Source organism: Citrobacter sp. T1.2D-1, assembly GCF_950098555.1.
GTDB lineage: Bacteria > Pseudomonadota > Gammaproteobacteria > Enterobacterales > Enterobacteriaceae > Citrobacter_A > Citrobacter_A telavivensis.
Genome location: NZ_CATNHH010000023.1, coordinates 21,345 through 39,550 on the forward strand (window position 1 = coordinate 21,345; position 18,206 = coordinate 39,550).

General features: G+C 53.4%; 18 protein-coding genes. 7 read left to right on the forward strand and 11 right to left on the reverse strand.

Going from position 1 to position 18,206, the window contains the following annotated elements; translation table 11 throughout:
- Positions 1-30: 30 nt before the first annotated feature.
- Positions 31-597 carry a manganese efflux pump MntP gene (mntP, locus tag QQZ17_RS16240; RefSeq protein WP_152404166.1) on the forward strand — a complete coding sequence of 189 codons (567 nt, stop codon included), beginning with the start codon at positions 31-33 and terminating at the stop codon, positions 595-597.
- On the opposite strand, the gene rlmA is transcribed toward mntP, so the two are convergent.
- The 6 genes from rlmA to mgrB all read right to left on the reverse strand — a co-directional run bounded on the left by rlmA (position 594) and on the right by mgrB (position 4,961).
- Positions 594-1,403 carry a 23S rRNA (guanine(745)-N(1))-methyltransferase gene (rlmA, locus tag QQZ17_RS16245; RefSeq protein WP_152404164.1) on the reverse strand — a complete coding sequence of 270 codons (810 nt, stop codon included), beginning with the start codon at positions 1,401-1,403 and terminating at the stop codon, positions 594-596. The genes mntP and rlmA overlap by 4 nt on opposite strands.
- A 63-nt stretch (positions 1,404-1,466) precedes the next feature.
- On the reverse strand, positions 1,467-3,212 hold the full coding sequence (gene ftsI / locus QQZ17_RS16250; RefSeq protein ID WP_152404162.1) for a peptidoglycan glycosyltransferase FtsI: 1,746 nt from the start codon (positions 3,210-3,212) through the stop codon (positions 1,467-1,469).
- 220 nt (positions 3,213-3,432) lie between these two features.
- On the reverse strand, positions 3,433-3,642 hold the full coding sequence (gene cspE, locus QQZ17_RS16255; RefSeq protein ID WP_001062678.1) for a transcription antiterminator/RNA stability regulator CspE: 210 nt from the start codon (positions 3,640-3,642) through the stop codon (positions 3,433-3,435).
- A 12-nt stretch (positions 3,643-3,654) separates the two neighbouring features.
- Complete coding sequence (locus QQZ17_RS16260; protein ID WP_042318481.1) at positions 3,655-3,798, reverse strand: DUF2627 domain-containing protein; 144 nt, start codon at positions 3,796-3,798, stop codon at positions 3,655-3,657.
- A gap of 657 nt (positions 3,799-4,455) precedes the next feature.
- A complete protein-coding gene (locus tag QQZ17_RS16265; RefSeq protein ID WP_152404160.1) occupies positions 4,456-4,743 on the reverse strand; it encodes a YebO family protein in 288 nt (95 codons plus the stop codon).
- Positions 4,744-4,817: 74 nt separating this feature from the next.
- Positions 4,818-4,961 (reverse strand): PhoP/PhoQ regulator MgrB, encoded by a 144-nt coding sequence (mgrB, locus tag QQZ17_RS16270; RefSeq protein ID WP_042318479.1) that lies wholly within the window; start codon positions 4,959-4,961, stop codon positions 4,818-4,820.
- Positions 4,962-5,121: 160 nt separating this feature from the next.
- Here mgrB and QQZ17_RS16275 point away from each other — a divergent pair, with 160 nt between their 5' ends.
- Entirely contained in the window at positions 5,122-5,361 is a 240-nt protein-coding gene (locus QQZ17_RS16275; RefSeq protein WP_042318478.1) for a YobH family protein, read from the forward strand.
- 108 nt (positions 5,362-5,469) lie between these two features.
- Here the strand turns inward: QQZ17_RS16275 and kdgR are convergent, their stop codons facing one another.
- On the reverse strand, positions 5,470-6,261 hold the full coding sequence (gene kdgR, locus QQZ17_RS16280) for a DNA-binding transcriptional regulator KdgR (RefSeq protein ID WP_046481145.1): 792 nt from the start codon (positions 6,259-6,261) through the stop codon (positions 5,470-5,472).
- A 176-nt stretch (positions 6,262-6,437) separates the two neighbouring features.
- Between kdgR and QQZ17_RS16285 the strand changes: the two genes are divergently transcribed.
- Positions 6,438-7,811 (forward strand): MFS transporter, encoded by a 1,374-nt coding sequence (locus tag QQZ17_RS16285; protein ID WP_152404158.1) that lies wholly within the window; start codon positions 6,438-6,440, stop codon positions 7,809-7,811.
- Between the two features lie 45 nt (positions 7,812-7,856).
- Here the strand turns inward: QQZ17_RS16285 and htpX are convergent, their stop codons facing one another.
- From htpX to QQZ17_RS16305, 4 genes are all read right to left on the reverse strand, one after another.
- Complete coding sequence (gene htpX, locus QQZ17_RS16290; protein WP_042318474.1) at positions 7,857-8,738, reverse strand: protease HtpX; 882 nt, start codon at positions 8,736-8,738, stop codon at positions 7,857-7,859.
- 193 nt (positions 8,739-8,931) lie between these two features.
- The gene (gene prc / locus QQZ17_RS16295; protein ID WP_152404157.1) at positions 8,932-10,980 is read right to left on the reverse strand and encodes a carboxy terminal-processing peptidase; all 2,049 of its coding nucleotides are present in this window, start codon (positions 10,978-10,980) and stop codon (positions 8,932-8,934) included.
- Between the two features lie 19 nt (positions 10,981-10,999).
- On the reverse strand, positions 11,000-11,686 hold the full coding sequence (gene proQ / locus QQZ17_RS16300; protein WP_152404155.1) for an RNA chaperone ProQ: 687 nt from the start codon (positions 11,684-11,686) through the stop codon (positions 11,000-11,002).
- Between the two features lie 97 nt (positions 11,687-11,783).
- The gene (locus tag QQZ17_RS16305; RefSeq protein ID WP_152404153.1) at positions 11,784-12,281 is read right to left on the reverse strand and encodes a GAF domain-containing protein; all 498 of its coding nucleotides are present in this window, start codon (positions 12,279-12,281) and stop codon (positions 11,784-11,786) included.
- Positions 12,282-12,411: 130 nt separating this feature from the next.
- Between QQZ17_RS16305 and yebS the strand changes: the two genes are divergently transcribed.
- From yebS to QQZ17_RS16325, 4 genes are all read left to right on the forward strand, one after another.
- Positions 12,412-13,695: a membrane integrity lipid transport subunit YebS gene (gene yebS / locus QQZ17_RS16310; RefSeq protein WP_152404151.1), complete on the forward strand. Its 1,284-nt coding sequence runs from the start codon at positions 12,412-12,414 to the stop codon at positions 13,693-13,695.
- Positions 13,664-16,297 (forward strand): PqiB family protein, encoded by a 2,634-nt coding sequence (locus QQZ17_RS16315; protein ID WP_152404149.1) that lies wholly within the window; start codon positions 13,664-13,666, stop codon positions 16,295-16,297. The genes yebS and QQZ17_RS16315 overlap by 32 nt, the downstream gene beginning before the upstream one ends.
- A 77-nt stretch (positions 16,298-16,374) precedes the next feature.
- Positions 16,375-17,814, forward strand: a complete 1,440-nt coding sequence (gene rsmF, locus QQZ17_RS16320; RefSeq protein ID WP_152404148.1) for a 16S rRNA (cytosine(1407)-C(5))-methyltransferase RsmF — start codon at positions 16,375-16,377, stop codon at positions 17,812-17,814.
- 114 nt (positions 17,815-17,928) lie between these two features.
- A complete protein-coding gene (locus tag QQZ17_RS16325) occupies positions 17,929-18,165 on the forward strand; it encodes a YebV family protein (RefSeq protein WP_167382411.1) in 237 nt (78 codons plus the stop codon).
- The last annotated feature ends 41 nt before the right edge of the window (positions 18,166-18,206 follow it).

Below are 18,206 nucleotides of genomic sequence, written 5' to 3' on the forward strand. Positions count from 1 at the left end.
TTTTATGGAAACCCCGGTCAGGACGCTGTCATGAATATCACTGCCACTATTATTCTCGCTTTCGGCATGTCGATGGATGCTTTCGCGGCATCAATTGGCAAAGGCGCCACCCTGCATAAACCCAAATTCTCTGAAGCGCTACGCACCGGTTTGATCTTCGGCGCAGTCGAAACATTGACGCCGCTGATCGGCTGGGCGCTGGGCATGTTAGCCAGCAAATTCGTACTGGAATGGAATCACTGGATTGCCTTCATTCTTCTGGCCTTTCTGGGCGGGCGAATGATTATAGAAGGATTTCGCGGCGCGGATGATGAAGACGATGAACCGCTGCGCCGTCACGGTTTCTGGTTACTGGTCACTACCGCCATCGCCACCAGCCTCGACGCCATGGCGGTCGGTGTAGGGCTGGCGTTCCTGCAGGTCAACATTATCGCTACCGCACTGGCTATCGGCTGTGCCACGTTGATTATGTCCACGCTGGGGATGATGGTCGGTCGCTTCATTGGCCCGCTGCTTGGCAAACGGGCTGAAATTCTGGGCGGGGTGGTGCTGATCGGTATCGGCGTCCAGATCCTCTGGACACACTTTCACGGTTAATCCGCGCGCTGCCAGAGGTGAAGACGAAAATCCGTCTGGCAGTCAAACGTTTCTCTACTCGCCAGGTGTTCCCAAACCTCTGGCTTCGCCCGCCATGCAAAAGGTGTCATCTGCAATAGCGCCACCGCTTCCTTCCCACTCAGGCTCATCGGGTACGCCAGCGCGATATCTTCCAGCAGGTTGAACCCTTCCAGTTGCTCGGTATGCGGCGCATGGAGTCGGACCTCATCGTAAATCAGCCCTTTCAACTCCATTAAATGCCGCGCTCCCGGCGTTGCAGTGAGAACCCATCCGCGCGGCTTGACCACACGCGCCAGTTCTTCTGCTTTACACGGCGCGTAAATCCGCACAATCGCGTCCTGACTGGCATCAGCAAACGGCAGACGATGACTCGATGCAACGCAGAATGTCACCTGCGGATAGCGCCTGGCCGCCGCTTTGATGGCGACCTTCGCCACGTCCAGTCCATAAGTGGTCGCCGCAGGCAGCGCATCAGCAAAGGCGTGAGTGTAATACCCTTCACCACAACCGATATCAAGAATCGAGGCCGCCGACGCGTCGAGGCGCATGGAAAGTTGTTCAACGATGGCGTCACGCAGCGGCTGATAGTGTCCGGCATCAAGAAACGCACGCCGTGCCTGCATCATCTCCGCACTGTCACCCGGATCGCGCGAACGCTTATGCTGCACCGGCAACAGGTTGACGTATCCCTCTTTTGCCACATCAAACTGATGCCGCTGCGGACAGATAAAACTGTTATTGACGTGCGCGAGAGGCTGGTGACAAAGGGGGCAGGAAAACGACATAACAACTCCGGCAGGTGAATTCAGGGCGCAAGTGTAACGCGATTTACGCCCAGGGAGAATCACTTAGCGCACAGGGAATGTCTGCGGATTGCCATGCATTACCAACAGATGACTGGAGTCGGCGGGCATGCCATCCGGTTTGACGTTTTCCAGTCGCAACACATCGCCCATAATCTGGCTAAAAACGGGTGCCGATACGGCACCGCCGTAATAGGCGCCGTTCTGCGGATCGTTAATCACCACCACCAGTGCAAACTTCGGGCTGCTGGCTGGCGCCACGCCTGCGGTGTAGGCCACATATTTATCCACGTATTTACCGTCATCACCGATTTTCTTCGCAGTCCCGGTTTTAACCGCCACGCGATAATCCCGAACCGCCGCCTTCGTTCCGCCGCCACCCGGCAGAGCAACACTTTCCATCATATGTTCTACCTGTCTGACCAACGCTTCGGACATCACGCGTTTGCCGATGACCGGCGGATCGATACGCGTGATGGAGAGCGGTCGGTAAAGGCCAAAACTGCCAATCGTGGCATAGACGTGCGCCAGTTGAAGCGGTGTCACCATCAGGCCGTAGCCAAAGGCAAATGTTGCACGATCCAAATCGCTCCAGTAGTGACGCTGTGGCATCAGCCCCTGACTCTCCCCGGTGAGTCCCAGTCCCGTGGGCTGACCAAAGCCAAAACGCTGATATGTATCCACTAACTGCTGAATGGGCATCGCCAGCGAGAGATGCGATACTCCGGTGTCACTCGATTTTTGCAAAATACCGGTCAGCGTCAGTTCCGGATAAAAACCCACGTCGCGGATGCGATGCCCGTCGAGAAAAAATGGATGGGTATCGATTACGCTGTCAGGCTGCACAATCCCCTGCTCAAGCGCCGTCATGATGACCAGCGGTTTCACCGTCGATCCCGGTTCGAAGGTATCGCTAATCGCTCGATTGCGAAAATCGTCAAGCCCCGCACCATCCCGATTATTCGGGTTAAAATCGGGGAAACTGGCCATCGCCAGAATCTCACCGGTGGCAATGTTCACCAGCACGGCGGCTCCGGATTCCGCTTTATTCCAGCTAACCGCATTGTCCAGCGCATCTTCGGTAACCGTCTGCAGTCGCTCATCAATGCTAAGCTGAAGTTCATGAGCCGGTACAGGATTGACTTCCGTGATGTTTTCAATCACATGGCCGAATTTATCCTTGCGGACCAGACGGGAACCCGGTTTACCCATTAACTGTGCGTTAAAGCTTTTCTCAATGCCTTCAATACCCTGCCCGTCAATGTTGGTAAAACCAATCAGATTCGCCGCGACATGTCCTGCCGGGTAAAACCGCCGGGATTCTTCACGCAAGTTGATCCCGGGCAAATTCAGTCTCTCTATCCACTTCGCCTGTTGAGGAGAGACCTGACGCGCAAGGTAGATAAACCGTGCCGACGGATCGTGGTTAACGCGCGCCGCCAGCGTTGTGAGCGAGAGATGCAGCGTATTCGCCAGCGCCTGCCAGCGTTCGTTGGCGCCAACGCCGCCTTTACTCAACAAGGTTTGCGGATCAACCCAGACCGCATTCACCGGTACGCTCACCGCCAGTGGCCGTCCCTGCCGGTCAGTAATCATTCCGCGCGGCGATGCCGTGGTGACTTCGCGCAACGAGCGCATATCTTCTTGCCTGACCAGGGAATCGGGTTCAACAATCTGCAACCATGCGACGCGTCCCAATAGCATTCCCAGACTCAGCAATATGGCTATACAAAGTAGTGCAAAGCGTAGCGGTGTGAAACTTCGCGCCGTACCATCACTTTTCTTTTTCACCTGTTCTCCGGCAAACATGATATTCAGGTGACTGATTTAACGGGAATAACGGCGGGAAAGCGGGGAAAACTATGCTAATAACATCACGGCTTTGCAACAAAGCGCTAACGAAGAAGGTATTCAGACATACTTTGAAGGAAGATGCATGAAAAAGCCCCGCATCAGCGAGGCTTTAAATCTGAGGTTGATGCGCAGACGCGCTTCAAATCAGTGGTGTCGATCAGATAGCTGTTACGTTAACAGCAGCCGGACCTTTCTGGCCGTCCTGAATTTCGAACTCAACGTTCTGGCCTTCAGCCAGAGTTTTGAAGCCATTACCCTGGATAGCGGAGAAGTGTACGAACACGTCTTTGCTGCCATCAGCCGGAGTAATAAAGCCAAAACCTTTAGACTCGTTGAACCACTTAACTTGACCTTTAATCTTTGCCATTTGCAAAATTCCTTAGAGTGTTTTCTTAGCCCGCAGGCCTAACATAGATAAAACTGAGACATTACTGCTTGAGGCACTAATATAAGGTTCGGCAGAGAAGCGGTATTCAACGACAACGTGTTTACTCAGGACTTCTTTACTGAAAATGCCACACATAAACAGAACTGTACCTCGTTTAACCCAAAACGTGTTATCACATACAACGTTAATTATGGCAAGCCATTTTTAAACGTGTCTCGATCGGTCGCACAAATCTCACCAGTCGACACAGAGTATCTGCACAGTTATGCGTCAATTCTCAAGCCGATATATTCCCGCGTTCTTGCTGAGCCCTTGTCAGACCAGCATCGCAACGGGGACTTTTCAACCATAGCTCAATAACTTCATGACTTCCAGATCATCGCGATGATGAAACGTGGAGTCAGGCCGTTATCACAAATTCTGCTTTGTTATGCATAATTTGTCTCAACACAAAATGGCCCGTTATCATAATAACAACACATTTCGGTCCAACCTGATATCCACTGTTCTTATGCACTCATTTAATGAAAGAATGATGACAATGCACAAAAATAGGGAAAGAAACGTTTCGATTATTATAAAGCCGATCATTCTCACAAAACGGGGAAGTTCACATTATTAACGTATGGAAAAATATAATTAAGTGTGTGCAGACAATAACCAACGGAATGACTCAGGAAGGAACGGATATAGCGAAGAGATATGTAACTGCACTAATAGCGTGCAGGATAATGACCCAGGAAGGAAAGACCGGCGGGATGCCAGTCCATTCGCTTCCTGTTTTACAAAGGATTAACGCTCTGCGACCAGACGGATGATGTCATCATCCTCTTGCGGGTCATTGGCCTTCAGCGATGCCTCAGCCACTTTTTCCGGTTCGTTCGCTTCACAGAGACGACGCAATAAGGCATTTTGTCGCTTCTGCTGATCTAACAACGCTTCAAGCAGCTCAATCTGCTCATTGGTTCGCGAGCTTGCACGGTTGATAAAGAACCACAGCACCAGCCCAACAACCAGAACCCCCACCGATACAATCAACGACGCAAAATTAAGCACGCCGGAATTCACTACTTCGTTCATTTCACCACCTCAATGTAGACGCATCATTTTACCACCGCGCCACAGGAAGGTAATCAACAGATGAAAAAATGATCTCACCAGGGGATAAATTTATTGATGGCGCAAATTCCGCTGAAAAATTGTACATCCTGGTCACACATGATGTTGAACACTTGGGCCCATAGCAACAGGCACACAAGCACCACCACCACCAGAATTATCCATCGAAACTTTTTCACTCCACTCTCCGCATCAACATCTTATGCCACCAAAATATCATGTGTATCTTAAACCAGGACTAACTACAGAGAACATTCGCGATTTTTTAAGAATCATTTACTTGTATCAATGCGCGTAGACGCTAAGCTCAGTCTAACTTATAGAAGAAAAGAGGTCATAATGCGTTTGATTATTCGCGCTATCGTGTTGTTTGCGCTTGTCTGGATTGGATTATTACTCAGCGGATATGGTGTTCTGATAGGCAGTCAGGAGAATGCGGCCGGATTGGGGCTGCAGTGTAAGTATCTCACCGCGCGAGGAACCGCCACCGCGCAATATGTTCATACCGATAGCGGTATCATTGGGTTAACGGATTGCCCGCTATTGCGTAAAAGTACCGTGGTCGTCGATAACGGTTAAGATCCGCCGCCGTGATGACCGCAACGCGTAATCCTAAGCAGGATGTCATCAGGATAAAACTGCCGGCGCGAAAGTCGGCAGTTTCTTAATATCGCCATCATGACGTCATCAGAATGGATAATGGTTGTAACCCATCTGTTCAGAAATTTTACGCGCCGCAGTATGCAGCATCGAAACGTAGTCATGCAGGTTTTCTTCGGAAAAACGCAGCGTCGGGAAGGAGATGCTCAGGCCAGCAATCACGACACCGAAACGGTCAAATACCGGTACGCCAATGCAGCGTAAACCTTCTTCTTGTTCTTCGTTATCTTCGCCATAACCCTGTTCACGAACTTTATCCAGCACGGGCAACAATGCTTCCGTGGTGGTGATGGTGCGCCCGGTACTGCGTTTGTACTCAACGCCGTCCAGAATCTGTTTCACTTCATCACGATCGCGCCAGGCCAGCAGCACTTTACCAATCGCGGTGCTATAAAGCGGGTTACGACGACCGACACGCGAATACATGCGCAGATTGTACATCGAATCAATCTTATGGATGTATACGATGCTGTCTTCATCCAGCGCACCGAGGTGCACGGTCTCTTTAGTCAGACGAGAGAGTTCACGCATCTGGATGTCCGCACTGCGGATAAGGTCAACGTTCTGTAGCGCACGCGCGCCCAGTTCAAACAGTTTCAGCGTCAGAGAATACTTCTCGGACTCCCCTTCCTGCGACACATAACCCAGCGTTTTCATGGTCTGTAAAAAGCGATAAACGGTGCTTTTTGACATCATGACGCGTTGTGATAACTCGGTAATCCCTATTTCGCGCTCTTCACCCAGCGCCTGCAGAATGCCAAAAACTTTCAGCACGGAAGATACAGAATCAGGCTGTTTATCCAGATCTGCGTTAGCCATCTATCACCTCATTACGAGTGTTTTATAAAAATCAGAACGATTTTTTATTATAATTTCATGGTCAGGCGCCCGCAATCCATCTTTGCTAACTTCGTTACAAATCTGCGACATAAAGCCTGAATATCAATGCTAGAATCACTACCCTGATCATATTCTTCGCAGAAACTATCAATCACATGAATAAACCCCAGGCCGACGGCCTGCCGCTTCCGCAGCGATATGGCGCCATTTTAACCATTGTTATTGGTATTTCGATGGCCGTACTGGATGGTGCCATTGCCAACGTGGCACTCCCCACCATTGCCGATGATTTACACGCCTCCGCCGCCAGCTCAATCTGGGTCGTCAACGCCTATCAGATTGCCATTGTCGTCTCGTTACTGTCGCTGTCGTTCCTGGGCGATATGTTTGGCTATCGACGCATCTACAAATGCGGACTGGTCGTCTTTCTGCTGGCTTCACTGTTCTGCGCACTCGCAGACTCGCTGCAGGTGTTGACGATGGCGCGTGTCGTGCAGGGGTTTGGCGGCGCGGCGCTGATGAGCGTCAACACCGCGTTGATCCGTCTGATTTATCCTCAGCGCCATCTGGGACGCGGGATGGGCATCAACTCCTTTATCGTTGCCGTCTCTGCAGCCGCTGGCCCCACCATTGCCGCGGCGATCCTCTCAATCGCCTCCTGGAAATGGCTGTTCCTGATCAACGTGCCATTAGGAATTATTGCGCTAATTCTGGCGATACGATTCCTGCCGCCCAATGGTTCACGCAGCAATAAACCGCGTTTTGATATCCCCAGCGCCGTGATGAACGCACTGACCTTTGGTCTGCTGATCACCGCACTGAGCGGTTTTGCACAGGGGCAGTCCCTGACGCTGGTCGGTGCTGAACTGGCGGCGCTGGTCGTGGTGGGCTACTTCTTTATCCGTCGTCAACTCTCACTACCGGTGCCGCTATTGCCGGTCGACCTGCTGCGTATTCCCCTGTTTTCACTGTCGATAGGGACATCAATCTGTTCCTTCTGCGCACAGATGCTGGCGATGGTCTCCCTTCCCTTCTACCTGCAAACGGTACTGGGTCGCAGTGAAGTTGAAACGGGTCTGCTGCTCACTCCCTGGCCACTGGCAACGATGGTCATGGCACCGCTGGCCGGGTATCTGATAGAGCGCGTCCATGCGGGATTGCTGGGGGCGCTGGGCCTGTTGGTGATGGCTAGCGGACTGTTTGCGCTGGTGCTGCTTCCTGCCGTACCGTCCGATCTCAATATCATCTGGCCGATGATCCTCTGCGGTGCCGGGTTTGGTTTGTTTCAGTCACCCAATAATCACACAATCATCACGTCAGCGCCGCGCGAACGCAGCGGTGGCGCGAGCGGCATGCTGGGAACCGCTCGTTTGCTGGGACAAAGTTCAGGCGCGGCGCTGGTCGCGCTGCTGTTGAACCAGTTCGGGGATAACGGCACGCATGTTTCTCTGCTGGCTGCGGGGATTCTGGCAACCGTGGCGGCGGTGGTGAGTGGTTTACGCATCACACAACCTCGAGCGCAGGGATAAAAAAAGCGCGTCCGTGGACGCGCTCTCTCTCTTTTGCCGACAGGCTTACTTCAGGTATTCCCCACTTCGCAGCGCTTCGATACGTTTATCCAGCGGCGGGTGAGTCATAAACAGTTCACTCAGTGATTTACCTTTACCATTAATGCAGAAGGCCATCATGCTGGATGCTTCCTGCGGTTCGTAACTGGTTTTCAGACGCTGCAGCGCGGCAATCATTTTTTCACGACCAACCAGTTTGGCGGAACCCGCGTCGGCGTGGAACTCACGATGACGAGAGAACCACATGGTAATAATGCTCGCCAGAATACCGAAGACCAGTTCCAGTACCATCGCGACAGCAAAATAGATCATCGGGTTGCCGTTGCTACCCTCGCCTTCATCACGGTTGCCACCGAGAAAACCCGCGGCGATCTGCGCCAGAATGCGCGAGATAAAGATAACAAAGGTGTTCACGACCCCCTGAATCAGCGTCATGGTGACCATGTCACCGTTCGCGATATGGCTAATTTCATGAGCAATAACCGCTTCAGCCTCATCCGGGCTCATGTTTTGCAGCAAGCCGGTACTGACCGCGACCAGAGACGCATCACGACGCGCCCCGGTGGCAAACGCGTTAATGTCCGGCGCATGGTAAATAGCAACCTGCGGCATAGCAATACCGGCCTGACGCGCCTGCGTGGCGACCGTATTCATTAACCAGCGTTCTCTTTCGTTACGCGGCTGCTCTATCACTTCCCCACCGACGGAACGTAACGCCATCCATTTGGACATCAGCAGTGAAACGAAGGAACCACCAAAACCGAACAGCAGCGCCATAATCATCAGGCCCTGAACGCTGCTCGACTGAATCCCTGTCAGGCTCAGCACCAGCCCGAAAACGACCATGACGGCAAGGTTCGTCAACAGGAAAAGCGCGATTCGCATCATAATTTTCTTTTAACCTCAACTTAACAAAACGCACTATGCGATTACCCACATCGTATGGGTCGTACCGCTATTTTCAAGTATCAATGCCCGGTAAGTCACCAGAAAGACACAACTTTACATTTTGTTGTACCAGACTGACGACTTCATGCGCTTGTTAAAAAAAACAGGCACAATTTCTTGTGCCTGTCTGAGGTTACTTCGCCGCAGCGGGTTGTTCCGCGGGCTTCGCTTTCTCAAGCGTCGCCAGATCCAGCGCAATCTTCACCGTTTCATCAAGATACGGATCCGGCTCCTGGTAATCTTTTGGCAGGTCGTCCAGTTTCTTCAGAACCGGTTTTCCTTCACGTTTAAACCGGTCATTGATTCGCGCCAGACGCATCGCATCATCTTCGTTATTCTCTTTTTCACGCTGCGCGTAATTCAGAGACGCGATGTTACGTTTGTCCTTCATCGCATTGAAACGGGCGATATCCTTCATGATGTACTGGAACTCAGGATCCTGCGCAATACGCGCGTTGTGATCTTTGAGTAACTCAGGACCGAACGGCGTCAGATCGTCTGATTTCACATACGTTGCGGCGTCGATGCTATCCCACGGCAACGCATTATCTTCAAACTTCTCGCCGGTTTCTGTCTCTTCATTCCCTGTTGGCATGATGATATCGGGCGTGACGCCTTTACGCTGGGTACTGCCGCCGTTCACGCGATAAAACTTCTGGATCGTGTACTGGACGGAACCCAGTGCAGGCCATTCCGGACGCAGCATCTGATCGTAAATACGGTTCAGCGAACGATACTGCTGCACGGTACCTTTACCGAAGGTCGGTTCACCGACGATCAGCGCGCGACCGTAATCCTGCATGGCGGCTGCAAAAATTTCCGATGCCGACGCGCTGAAGCGATCGACCAGCACCACCAGCGGACCTTTGTAGTAAACAACGCCATCCGTATCGCTGTCCTCACGGACTTTGCCATTATTGTCGCGAACCTGAACCACCGGACCAGAAGGAATAAACAGACCCGACAGCGAAACCGCTTCCGTCAACGCTCCGCCACCATTGCTGCGCAGATCGATTACGATGCTGCTGACATTCTGTTTTTCCAGTTTCTGCAACTGAACTTTGACATCGTCAGTCAGGCCAACATAGAAGCCCGGGATATCCAGTACGCCGACTTTCTCTTTACCCACCGTCTTCACAGACATCTTAACCGCACGGTCTTCCAGACGAATGCGCTCACGCGTCAGTGTGACCGTTCGGGTTTTTGTTCCTTTGCCGGCAGGCAGAACTTCAAGACGAACCTTGCTGCCTTTTGGCCCTTTGATGAGCGCAACAACGTCATCCAGACGCCAGCCGATCACATCGACCATGCTTTTGCCCGTCTGACCCACACCGACAATGCGATCGCCAACGCTAATCGCTTTGCTCTTCGCCGCCGGACCGCCGGCTACCATGGAGTTGATGACCGTATAGTCATCGTCCATCTGCAACACGGCACCAATCCCTTCAAGGGACAGGCTCATTTCAGTATTAAACTGTTCGGTGTTTCGTGGTGAGAGATAGTTGGTATGTGGATCAATTTCGCGAGCAAACGCCGTCATCGCCAGTGAGAAGACGTCTTCACTGTTGGTTTGCGTCAGACGACGGATCGCGGATTTATAACGACGGGTCAGCGTCTCACGAATTTCTTTGTCGTCTTTGCCGGTCAGTTTCAGACTTAACTCATCGAACTTCACCTTACCGTCCCACAGCGCATTAAGCTCAGCCTCGTCTTTCGGCCAGGGCGCTTTGCTGCGATCGAGATTAAAGGTATCAGTCCCGGTGAAATCCATCGGACGTTCCAGCACTTTCAGTGCGTACTGAAAGCGCTCGAAACGGCGCTTTTGCGCCAGATTATAGAGATCGTAAAAAACGTCGAGCTTACCCGAGCGCAGTTCGTCGCCCAACTGCCCTTTCTTCTTCGCAAACTGCTCGACATCCCCCGCCAACAGCACGTTGTGGCTGTAGTCGAGTAAATTCAGATAGCGGTCGAAAATTTTGGCGGAAAAGGCCGAATCGAGATCGAACTGACGATAGTGAGAACGCGTAAAACGCGACGTAACGCGTTCACTCACCGTCGCGTGCTGTGTCTCTTCCTTAAGAACAGGAATCTGATCGGCACGCGTAATGTCGTCCACAGCGAAGGTCTGGCCTGCTATTGCAAGCAGGCCAGCTAACGCGGTAAGCCTAAAAAATGTGTTCATGCCAGGCCTGGCCTCCGTTTCAGAACACCAGGTGTTCTGCGCGTACAATCAAAGACATACCCGAATTCAGCTGTACACGGACGCCATCTTTGGTGATTTCTAATACGGTGGCATCCATCGCATCATTGCCCGCTTTCACCTTCAGAGACTGTCCAACGCTCAGCGCTGAAATATCCGAAACCGGAGTCAATTTCTCTTCACGAGGTGCGCGCGGCGCTTTCGCGGCCGGTTTATCAGCACGCGGTTTACGCTCAGTCGCTTCTTTGCGGCGTGGTGCAGGACGCGGCTTACGTTCACGGCGAGGTGCGTCTTCGGTTTCACCTGCGGCAGCGGCAGCTTCGCGTTTTTTCGCTTGCTGTTCAGCACGCTGCGCCTGAACGCGAGCTTTCGCTTCTTCAAGCTGTTTACGCGCATGTTCAACGTGCTGCTCATCCAGCTCCCCACAAGGGTTGCCGTCGAGATCGACACGCGTTGCGCCCGGCTTAACGCCGTACAGGTAACGCCAGCTCGAAGTATAAAGACGTAAAGCGGAACGAAGTTGCGTTTTGCTGAGGTTCATTTCGCCCTCAATACGCTCTACCAGATCCTGAAAAATGCCAATTTTCAGTGGGCGCGCTTCGCCTTCCGCACTAAAGCACTGCGGAAAACGCTCGGCCAAAAACGCGATTACTTCTTTACTGCTATTCAACTTAGGTTGATTTTCCATGAAATTTCCTGATTACAACGGACGTAGCCAACAAGCCGCAGGCATGAACAGGCGTCATTATAATGACGCCATCAGTAATTGCTACGGTATCCGTTGATTATCCTGCGATGCTCGCAAAGAATTTTTTGTAATCCGTCATTGCAAGCACGGTTTCAAGCTGCGCGACGAGCCGGCAAAGACCTTGTTCATCCTCAGCGGTGAAGCGCCCAAACGCCGTACTGTCGATGTCCAGCACGCCAATAATATGGCCCTTAACGGTTATTGGCAGGACAATCTCCGCATTACTGGCCGCATCGCAGGCAATGTGGCCATCAAACGCGTGAACGTCGTCAATCCGCTGCACCTGGTTTAGGGCAACAGCTGTGCCGCACACGCCGCGACCCACCGGGATCCGTACACAAGCAATTTTGCCCTGAAACGGACCTAATACCAGCGTATCGCCCTCAAGCAGGTAAAATCCCGCCCAGTTCACTTGCGAAAGACGTTCGTACAACAGCGCGCTGGTGTTTGCCAGCGTGGCCAGAAAACTGGTTTCTCCTGCCATTAATGCCTGAAAATCGCGGTTCAGATCCGCGTATAGCTCTGTCTTGTTCATTATATAATCACTTAGTTGTCTTACTCTGATACTGCCAGCCTATTAAAATAAGCATTAAATGCGTTAATGCTCAAGATCATTCCCGTCATGAGTTAAGATTACATAATTCTAACACTTTGATTCGCGATACATGGCTCTCAAGACACCCCAGATCACGCCAACGAAAAAAATAGCGATCCGATCCATCAGCGAAGCACTGCCTAGTGCGCACTATCAGCGTTGCCCTCAGTGTGACCTGCTGTTTAGTCTGCCGAAGATGCGCTCTCACCAGAGCGCGTACTGTCCCCGCTGCCAGGCGAAAATTCGTGATGGTCGCGACTGGTCGCTGACGCGCCTGGGGGCGATGGCTGTCACCATGCTGTTGCTGATGCCCTTCGCCTGGGGCGAGCCTCTGCTGCATATCTATCTGCTGGGCATCCGCATTGATGCCAACGTGATGCAGGGGATCTGGCAGATGACGCAGCAAGGCGATCCCATTACCGCGACGATGGTGCTGTTTTGCGTTGCGGGCGCGCCGCTGATCCTCGTGAGCGCGATTGCCTACCTGTGGTTCGGCAATATTCTCGGCATGAATTTGCGCCCGGTGCTGCTGATGCTGGAAAAACTCAAAGAGTGGGTGATGCTGGACATCTATCTGGTGGGCATTGGCGTGGCATCGATCAAAGTTCAGGATTACGCCTTTTTGCAGCCTGGCGTGGGGCTTTACGCCTTCATCGCACTGGTGATCCTTAGCATCCTGACGCTGTCGCATCTGAACATTGAACAGCTGTGGGAACGCTTTTATCCGCAGCGACCGGCAAAACGCCCGGACGAGCAGTTGCGTATTTGCCTCGGTTGTCATTTTACCGGTTATCCGGACCCGCGTGGACGCTGCCCGCGCTGCCATATTCCCTTGCGTGAGCGCCGAAATCAGAGCGTACAAAAATGCTGGGCGGCGTTGTTGGCATCGATTGTTTTGCTGCTGCCTGCTAACCTGATGCCTATCTCGGTTATCTACGTGAACGGTGGACGACAGGAAGACACGATCATGTCCGGTATCCTGTCGCTGGCGAACAGCAATGTCGCCGTGGCCGCCGTGGTCTTTATCGCCAGTATTCTGGTGCCATTCACCAAAGTGATCGTCATGTTTACGCTGTTGCTCAGCATTCAGTTCAAATGCGAACAGGGTTTACGCACGCGTATGCAACTCTTGCGCCTGGTCACGTGGATCGGTCGCTGGTCGATGCTGGACCTTTTTGTTATCGCCTTAACCATGTCGCTGATTAACCGCGACCAGATTCTTGCTTTTACTATGGGACCGGCTGCGTTTTATTTCGGCTCAGCGGTCATTTTGACTATTCTTGCAGTGGAATGGCTGGACAGCCGCTTACTTTGGGATGCACATGAGTCAGGAAACGCCCGCTTCGCAGACTGAAGCGCAGATTAAAACTAAACGCCGTATCTCACCATTCTGGCTTCTCCCGCTGATTGCGTTAATGATCGCGGGATGGATGATTTGGAACAGTTATGAAGATCGCGGTAACACCGTGACCATCGATTTCATGTCTGCGGATGGCATCGTACCGGGCCGTACGCCCGTTCGCTATCAGGGCGTAGAGGTGGGTACGGTTCAGGACATCAGCCTGAGTCAGGATCTGCGAAAAATTGAGGTGCGAGTCAGCATTAAGTCGGACATGAAAGATGCCCTGCGCGAAGACACGCAGTTCTGGCTGGTGACGCCCAAAGCGTCGCTCGCGGGGGTTTCAGGCCTTGATGCGTTGGTTGGCGGTAACTATATCGGCATGATGCCCGGTAAAGGTAAAGAGCAGGATCATTTCGTCGCCCTTGATACCCAGCCGAAATATCGCCTGGATAACGGCGACCTGATGATCCATCTTAATGCGCCCGATCTGGGGTCGCTGAACAGCGGTTCGCTGGTCTATTTCCGTAAGATCCCGGTCGGCAGGGTTTATGATTACAGCATTAACCCAAACAAACAGGGCGTCACTATCGATGTTCTGGTTGAACGCCGCTTTACCAACCTGGTGAAGAAAGGCAGTCGTTTCTGGAATGTTTCAGGGGTCAATGCCGACATCAGTCTGAGCGGTGCGAAGGTCAAACTGGAGAGTCTGGCTGCCCTGGTCAACGGGGCCATTGCCTTTGACTCCCCGGACGACTCAAAGGTCGCGGATCAGGATGATACCTTTGGCCTGTACGCCGATCTGGCGCACAGCCAACGCGGCGTCATTGTTAAGCTGGAACTGCCCAGCGGCGAAGGGCTGAAAGCGAACGCCACCCCGCTCATGTATCAGGGGCTGGAAGTCGGTGAACTCACCAAACTGAATTTAGAGCCGGGCGGTAAAGTCACCGGCGAAATGACCGTTGATCCCAGCGTTGTGACGCTGCTACGCGACGGCACTCGCATTGAACTGCGCAGTCCCAAACTGTCGCTAAGTGACGCTAACATCAGTTCGTTGCTGACGGGCAAAACCTTTGAACTGGTGCCCGGTACCGGTGAATCGCGCAGCGAGTTCGTGGTTGTCCCTGGTGAAAAAGCCCTGCTTCATGAACCTGACGTTCTGACGTTTACCCTGACCGCGCCCGAAAGCTACGGTATCGAGGCGGGTCAACCGCTGATCCTCCACGGTGTCCAGGTAGGCCAGGTGATCGAACGTAAGCTAACCAGCAAAGGGGTCGAGTTCACCGCGGCGGTCGATCCACAGCATCGCGACCTGGTTAAGGGTGACAGTAAATTCGTGGTCAACAGTCGTGTGGATGTCAAAGTGGGTCTGGATGGCGTTGAATTTCTTGGTGCCAGCGCCAGCGAATGGATAAGCGGCGGTATCCGCATATTGCCGGGCAGCAAAGGAGAAATGAAGTCCAGTTATCCGCTGTATGCCAACCTGGAAAAAGCGGTGGAGAACAGTCTGAGCGATCTGCCGACCACCACCCTGAGTCTGCGTGCGGAAACGCTGCCGGACGTGCAGGCCGGTTCCGTGGTGCTGTACCGTAAATTTGAGGTGGGCGAAGTGATCACCGTACGCCCCCGCGCCGACGCCTTTGACATCGATCTCCACATTAAGCCTGAGTACCGCAACCTGCTGACCAGCAACAGCGTATTCTGGGCGGAAGGCGGGGCTAAAGTGCAGCTCAACGGCAGCGGTCTGACCGTGCAAGCCTCTCCCCTGTCGCGCGCGCTGAAGGGTGCAATCAGCTTTGATAACCTGAGCGGCGCCAGCGCCAGCCAGCGCAAAGGCGATAAGCGTATTTTGTACGCCTCTGAAACCGCCGCGCGTGCGGTCGGGGGGCAAATTACACTCCACGCTTTTGATGCCGGGAAACTGGCTGCCGGGATGCCGATTCGCTACCTCGGCATTGATATCGGACAGATTCAGACGCTTGAACTGCTCACCTCGCGCAACGAGGTACAGGCGAAGGCGGTACTGTATCCGGAGTACGTGCAGACCTTTGCCCGTGGCGGGACGCGCTTCTCCGTGATTACACCGCAGATCTCGGCCGCTGGCGTGGAGCATCTCGACACTATCCTGCAACCCTACATCAACGTCGAGCCGGGTCGGGGTAATCCACGTCGAGACTTCGAACTGCAGGAAGCGACCATTACTGACTCGCGCTACCTTGACGGGCTGAGTATTGTGCTCGAAGTCCCCGAAGCAGGCTCGCTGGCGATCGGTACGCCGGTGCTGTTCCGTGGGATTGAAGTCGGTACGGTAACCGGCATGACGCTCGGCACATTGTCTGACCGCGTGATGATCGCCTTGCGCATCAGTCAACGCTATCAGCATCTGGTCCGCAATAACTCCGTCTTCTGGCTGGCCTCCGGATACAGTCTGGACTTTGGCCTGACGGGCGGCGTCGTGAAGACCGGCACCTTTAATCAGTTCATTCGCGGCGGCATTGCGTTCGCCACGCCGCCAGGCACCCCGCTGGCACCGAAAGCGCAGGCCGGGAAACACTTCCTGCTGCTGGAAAGTGAGCCGAAAGAGTGGCGTGAATGGGGCACCGCGCTGCCACGTTAATATCAGGCTCCGGCGTGCTCGCGCCGGGGCCTTTATGCTACACTGCGCGCTTGTTTTACTGCCGGTGGTGCTCCCCCGTGACTCAACACGCTGTTTATTTTCCTGACGCCTTTTTGACGCAAATGCGCGAGGCAATGCCTGCACACCTCTCTTTTGATGATTTTCTCGCCGCCTGCCAGCGCCCGTTACGCCGCAGCATCCGCGTTAATACCCTTAAGATTTCGGTTGCCGATTTTCTCACTTTAACCGCCCCGTATGGATGGTCGCTGACGCCGGTTCCCTGGTGTGAAGAGGGCTTCTGGATTGAGCGCGACGACGAAGAAGCATTGCCCTTAGGCAGTACCGCCGAGCATCTGAGCGGCCTGTTTTATATTCAGGAAGCCAGTTCCATGCTGCCGGTTGCCGCCTTGTTTGCCGATGATAATTCGCCGAACCGCGTGATGGACGTTGCCGCCGCGCCGGGTTCAAAAACCACGCAAATCGCAGCGCGCATGGGCAACCGCGGGGCGATTCTTGCGAACGAGTACTCCGCCAGTCGGGTGAAAGTGCTGCATGCCAATATCAGTCGTTGCGGGATCAATAACGTGGCGCTGACCCATTTTGACGGCCGCGTATTCGGTGCAGCACTGCCGGAAATGTTCGACGCGATTTTGCTTGATGCCCCCTGCTCGGGTGAAGGCGTTGTGCGAAAAGATCCGGATGCGCTGAAAAACTGGTCCGTGGAAAGCAATCATGAGATTGCCGCAACCCAGCGCGAACTGATCGAAAGTGCGTTTCACGCCCTGCGCCCTGGCGGTACCCTGGTCTATTCGACCTGTACGTTAAATCGTGATGAAAACGAATCGGTGCTTGCCTGGCTGAAAGAGACCTGGCCTGAGGCAGTGGAATTTTTACCGTTAGACGATCTTTTTCCTGAGGCAACGCAGGCGCTAACAGCCGAAGGTTTCCTGCATGTCTTTCCGCAGATTTATGACTGCGAAGGATTCTTCGTTGCTCGTCTGCGTAAAACAGCGTCCATTCCCGCGCTGCCTGCGCCGAAGTACAAAGTGGGTAACTTCCCTTTCACCCCCGTCAAAGGTCGCGAAGGCGCGAATATAGCCCAGGCGGCTAGCGCCCTCGGCCTGCTCTGGGATGAAAACCTGCACCTCTGGCAGCGCGATAAAGAGGTCTGGCTTTTCCCGGCGGAGATTGAACCGCTGATCGGTAAAGTCCGCTTCTCTCGCCTCGGCATTAAGCTGGCAGAAACCCATAACAAAGGTTATCGCTGGCAGCACGAAGCGGTCATCGCGCTGGCTGATGTGAATCACCGCAGTGCGTTTGAACTGTCGCACCAGGAGGCGCAAGAGTGGTATCGCGGGCGCGATGTTTACCCGCAGACCGCCCCCGCCACTGACGATGTGCTGGTGACCTTCCAGCATCAGCCGATTGGCCTCGCCAAACGGATCGGTTCACGGCTGAAAAACAGTTACCCGCGAGAACTGGTTCGTGATGGCAAATTGTTTACCGGTAACGTCTGAAATCGGGAAATTTGCGCATTTTTTGACTGGCGCTTTTGCCTGCGTTGTCTACGCTGAGAAATGGACGGCCTAACTGGTCGTACCACAATCAGCAAACCAACGGAGAGCACGATGATGAAAACCAGTGTGCGCATTGGCGCCTTTGAAATTGACGATGCCGAGTTACACGGCGAGTCGCCGGGAGACCGAACGTTAACCATTCCGTGTAAATCCGATCCGGATTTATGCATGCAGCTGGATGCCTGGGACGATGAGACCAGCATTCCTGCCCTTCTCAACGGAGAACATTCGGTCCTCTTTCGCAACCATTACGATCGTAAGTCTGATGCCTGGATCATGCGTCTTGCCTGATTCAAAAAGAACCCGTCTATCGGCGGGTTATTTATTTCCCC

What these genes read in the sequence shown, in the direction of transcription:
- QQZ17_RS16305 (WP_152404153.1), bottom strand. Translation starts at nt 12,281, where the DNA reads ATGAACAAGACAGAGCTATACGCGGATCTGAACCGCGATTTTCAGGCA.
- QQZ17_RS16315 (WP_152404149.1), top strand. Translation starts at nt 13,664, where the DNA reads ATGAGTCAGGAAACGCCCGCTTCGCAGACTGAAGCGCAGATTAAAACT.
- QQZ17_RS16325 (WP_167382411.1), top strand. Translation starts at nt 17,929, where the DNA reads ATGAAAACCAGTGTGCGCATTGGCGCCTTTGAAATTGACGATGCCGAG.
- kdgR (WP_046481145.1), bottom strand. Translation starts at nt 6,261, where the DNA reads ATGGCTAACGCAGATCTGGATAAACAGCCTGATTCTGTATCTTCCGTG.
- yebS (WP_152404151.1), top strand. Translation starts at nt 12,412, where the DNA reads ATGGCTCTCAAGACACCCCAGATCACGCCAACGAAAAAAATAGCGATC.
- QQZ17_RS16275 (WP_042318478.1), top strand. Translation starts at nt 5,122, where the DNA reads ATGCGTTTGATTATTCGCGCTATCGTGTTGTTTGCGCTTGTCTGGATT.
- QQZ17_RS16260 (WP_042318481.1), bottom strand. Translation starts at nt 3,798, where the DNA reads ATGTGTGGCATTTTCAGTAAAGAAGTCCTGAGTAAACACGTTGTCGTT.
- cspE (WP_001062678.1), bottom strand. Translation starts at nt 3,642, where the DNA reads ATGGCAAAGATTAAAGGTCAAGTTAAGTGGTTCAACGAGTCTAAAGGT.
- prc (WP_152404157.1), bottom strand. Translation starts at nt 10,980, where the DNA reads ATGAACACATTTTTTAGGCTTACCGCGTTAGCTGGCCTGCTTGCAATA.
- rlmA (WP_152404164.1), bottom strand. Translation starts at nt 1,403, where the DNA reads ATGTCGTTTTCCTGCCCCCTTTGTCACCAGCCTCTCGCGCACGTCAAT.
- proQ (WP_152404155.1), bottom strand. Translation starts at nt 11,686, where the DNA reads ATGGAAAATCAACCTAAGTTGAATAGCAGTAAAGAAGTAATCGCGTTT.
- QQZ17_RS16265 (WP_152404160.1), bottom strand. Translation starts at nt 4,743, where the DNA reads ATGAACGAAGTAGTGAATTCCGGCGTGCTTAATTTTGCGTCGTTGATT.
- mntP (WP_152404166.1), top strand. Translation starts at nt 31, where the DNA reads ATGAATATCACTGCCACTATTATTCTCGCTTTCGGCATGTCGATGGAT.
- QQZ17_RS16285 (WP_152404158.1), top strand. Translation starts at nt 6,438, where the DNA reads ATGAATAAACCCCAGGCCGACGGCCTGCCGCTTCCGCAGCGATATGGC.
- htpX (WP_042318474.1), bottom strand. Translation starts at nt 8,738, where the DNA reads ATGATGCGAATCGCGCTTTTCCTGTTGACGAACCTTGCCGTCATGGTC.